3 protein-coding genes and 1 pseudogene are annotated in these 3,441 nt (G+C 75.3%); 2 read left to right on the top strand and 2 right to left on the bottom strand.

Going from position 1 to position 3,441, the window contains the following annotated elements:
- A pseudogene (locus RIF68_RS31425) lies at positions 1-716 on the top strand (recombinase RecQ); the annotation flags it as partial.
- A gap of 229 nt (positions 717-945) precedes the next feature.
- Positions 946-1,575 (top strand): hypothetical protein, encoded by a 630-nt coding sequence (locus RIF68_RS31420; protein WP_309054663.1) that lies wholly within the window; start codon positions 946-948, stop codon positions 1,573-1,575.
- Positions 1,576-1,810: 235 nt separating this feature from the next.
- Here the strand turns inward: RIF68_RS31420 and RIF68_RS31415 are convergent, their stop codons facing one another.
- Both RIF68_RS31415 and RIF68_RS31410 read right to left on the bottom strand, forming a co-directional pair.
- Entirely contained in the window at positions 1,811-2,443 is a 633-nt protein-coding gene (locus RIF68_RS31415) for a hypothetical protein (RefSeq protein ID WP_309054662.1), read from the bottom strand.
- A gap of 103 nt (positions 2,444-2,546) precedes the next feature.
- The gene (locus RIF68_RS31410) at positions 2,547-3,257 is read right to left on the bottom strand and encodes a ribonuclease HII (RefSeq protein WP_309054661.1); all 711 of its coding nucleotides are present in this window, start codon (positions 3,255-3,257) and stop codon (positions 2,547-2,549) included.
- Positions 3,258-3,441 lie beyond the last annotated feature (184 nt).

Raw genomic sequence — 3,441 nt, 5'->3', positions numbered from 1 at the left:
GCGACAACTGCGCGGGGGCGCGCTTCGATCCCAAGGTGTCCGGCGCGGCGCTGGACGCGGCCAAGGGTGAGCTGGGCCGGCCGGGCGTGGAGGTGGAGCCGCGCAGGATGTGGCCGACGGGGCTGGCAGCGGTGGGGGTCGATCTGAAGGGCCGGATCCCGGCGGACGAGCAGGCCTTCTCGGGCCGGGCGCTGGGACGGCTCTCGGACATCGGCTGGGGCAACCGGCTGCGCCCGCTGCTCGCCGACGGCACTCCGGACGCGCCGGTGCCGGACGACGTGGTGCAGGCCGTGGTGCGCGTTCTGGCCGATTGGGCCAAGGGGCCGGGGGGTTGGGCGTCCGGGGCGCCGGACGCGTCGGCGCGGCCGGCCGGTGTGGTGACGGTGGCCTCGCACCGCAAGCCGGAGTTGGTCGGGTCGCTCGGTCGCCGGATCGCCGAGATCGGCCGCATGCCTCTCCTCGGGGCGGTGGAGTACGTGCCGGAGGCGGAGGATCTGCGGATCTCGCGGACGAACAGCGCCCAGCGGGTGGTCGGGCTGCACCGGGCCCTCGCGGTGCCGCCCGAGGTGGCCGAACGGGTGTCGGCCGCCGGGGGGCCCGTCCTGCTGGTCGACGATCTCTCCGACAGCGGCTGGACGTTGGCCGTGGCGGCCCGGTTGCTGCGTCGGTCCGGAGCGGAAGGGGTGTTTCCACTGGTGCTCGCCGTCCAGGGGTGAAACGGGTGGGAGAACGGGGAGTGAACACTGGGCAACTGGGCAGGGATATGAGTGCCATACCGCCGCATTCCCGTCAGCGGTCTCAATTGCTCGTTGCCGCCCCCGCTCGGGCCGGGCAAGAATTGGGACACCGCCCCGCACGGCCCGTCAGCGGCCTGGAAGGACTGTGCCGTGGTGCGCCCTCACCCGACCTCGCCCGCCCCGCGGGCGCGTATCCGAAGGGAGGACCGTGACCCTCGGATTCGCTCCGCCCACAGCCACTTCGATCAGATCGTCGTCCGGGTCCGCCAGCCGCCTCGCTCGGATGCTCGAACCGGCCGAGTGGGCCGAGGCGGGAATTCCCCTGCTGCGCAACCCCCGTGAGGTCGTCAGCGGACTGCACTCGCGACACCGGCCCACGCCCTCGACCGCGGTGGTGGCGGTCCTGGACCACGAGGAGCGACTCGCCGCCAGCGCCTCGTTCGTCCGCCGTCCAGCGCCGGCGGACGGCTGGGAGTTCAGGAACGCCCTCCTGGCACATCTGAGACGGGTCATCCCGCACGACCTGCGGCGTCGCTCGCCCGTGCGGACGGCGGTGCTGCTCTACTGCCGTGACGGCGACGAGCGTTGGACCGAGGAGGACGGGGCCTGGATGTGGGGCCTGCGGGACGCCTGCACGCTCCACGGGCTCCGCTGCGGCGCCTACATCACCATGACCACGGGCGGGTGGCAGGTCGTCGGCGAGGGCCGTGGCGGCCGTCGCCCGAGCTCCGGCTCCGAGCCGGTCCCCCTCGGGGACGAGCCGGCCGAACGCCACCGCCTCACCCCGCGCACCGCCGGCGGCGCGTCCGAGCCCCTGCGGTGGGCCGCGGCGCGCTGACGCGCCGTACCGTACCGCCGGATTCGCCCGTACCACGCTCACCGCGCCCGGGCGGTGGCAGAGGAGCGCCCCCGGCCCCGCGGGCCGGTCATGTCCGGCGGAGCCGGGGGCGCACACGGTTCGACCGGGCCCGGACGAGGCCGGTCCGGTGCACCGGACGCGATCACGTCCGCGTGCGCACGGCCCTTCGGATCGCAGAACCGTACGCGCGCCCCGGACCGGCGGGTGGTGGCGGTCAGACGCCGGCGCCGAGGAGCGCGTTGACCCGCTGCGGGTCCCCGCAGACGACCAGGAGCGCGCCGGCGCGGGCCATGGCCGCCGGGAGCACCCGGGCGACCAGGTCGTCGTCCCCGCCGTTGACGGCGACGACGACCACGGGCCGGGTGGCGGCGCGCTCGACGGCCGCGCCCTGAGCGAAGAAGACGTCCTCGCGGGCGTCCTGCTGGGCCCAATAGGCGCGCTCGCCGAAGGACAGCTCGTGCGCCGTCCACGGGTGCGGGTCGCCGGTGGTGAGCACCAGGACGTCGCCGGGGCTACGGCCGTTGTCCAGGAGCAGGTCCACGGCCTCCTCGGCGGCGTCGAGCGCGCCGTCGGCCGGGGCCGGGATCACCTGGAGCTGCGGAACCGTTCGGCTGTCGGAACGATTCTCCCCGGGCTTCGCCGGGGACTGTCCGGCGCCGGGGCCCGGGCGGGGCGCCGGCGGCGTGGGCCTGGCGGGGCCGGGAACCGGGCTGCCGGGGCGTGGAGAGGCCGCGGAACGCGGGCCGGGTACGGGACGGGGGGTCGGCGCGGGGCGGCCGGGGGCCGTGGTGGCGCGGGGACCCTGGGCACTCTCGTGAATCTGAGGCTCCTCGGGGATGAGAGGCATGGGTGGATGTCTATCAAATGCCGCCGCACGCGGCAGCGGCGGGTGGGCACACGGGGCCCACCGGCTGCGTGACCGTCCCACCGGGGGACGGGCAGCCGGAAGTTCAGAAGTCGAAGCCGAGTTGGCCCCCGCTCTCCAGCGCGGCCGCCTCCGCGGAGAGGCGGACCTTCTTGAGGTGGCGCCATCGCGGGAGGGCGTCCAGATACGACCAGGAGAGCCGGTGGTACGGGGTGGGCCCCAGCTCCGCGAGCGCCGCCTTGTGGACCGGCGAGGGGTAGCCCGCGTTGGCGGCGAAGCCGTAACCCGCGCACGCCTCGGACTCGGCCTCCAGCTCGGCCATCAGGGCGTCCCGCCGGACCTTCGCGATGACGGAGGCGGCGGCCACGGCGACACAGGACTGATCGCCCTTGATCACCGTACGGACCTGCCAGGGCGCTCCGAGGTAGTCGTGCTTGCCGTCGAGGATCACCGCGTCCGGCCGCACGGGCAGGCCTTCGAGGGCCCGGATGGCGGCGAGCCGCAGGGCGGCGGTCATCCCGAGTTCGTCGATCTCCTCCGGGGAGGCGTCGCCGAGCGCGTACGCCGTGACCCAGGTCTCCAGCTCCGCCGCCAGCTCCGTACGGCGCTTCGGGGTGAGCAGCTTGGAGTCGGTCAGCCCGGTGGGGGCCCGGCGCAGACCGGTGACGGCCGCGCAGACGGTGACGGGGCCGGCCCATGCTCCGCGCCCGACCTCGTCGACGCCGGCGACGATCTTGGCGCCGGTGGTGGCTCGGAGCGAGCGCTCGACGGTGTGGGTGGGGGCTTCGTACGGCATGGCGCCACACAGGTTACGCCGCCCGGGGCCGACCGCGACACCCGGATTCCCTCCGGGCGTCCGCGCACGGCTCCCCGGGCTCTCGCGAAGGCCCCGGGGAGCCGTGCCCGGGACGGTCACCACGCGGTGCCGGCGCGGCGGTCCGGCCGGTCGTGACGGCGGCCCGACCGGTCGGCCCTTCGCT

The sequence above is a fragment of the Streptomyces sp. genome, from assembly GCF_031178505.1.
In the GTDB taxonomy this organism is placed as follows: Bacteria; Actinomycetota; Actinomycetes; order Streptomycetales; family Streptomycetaceae; genus Streptomyces; species Streptomyces gulbargensis.
Note: the sequence above shows the minus strand (reverse complement) of the source record. Positions and strands in the feature narration are given on the sequence as shown.

What these genes read in the sequence shown, in the direction of transcription:
- RIF68_RS31415 (WP_309054662.1), bottom strand. Translation starts at nt 2,443, where the DNA reads ATGCCTCTCATCCCCGAGGAGCCTCAGATTCACGAGAGTGCCCAGGGT.
- RIF68_RS31410 (WP_309054661.1), bottom strand. Translation starts at nt 3,257, where the DNA reads ATGCCGTACGAAGCCCCCACCCACACCGTCGAGCGCTCGCTCCGAGCC.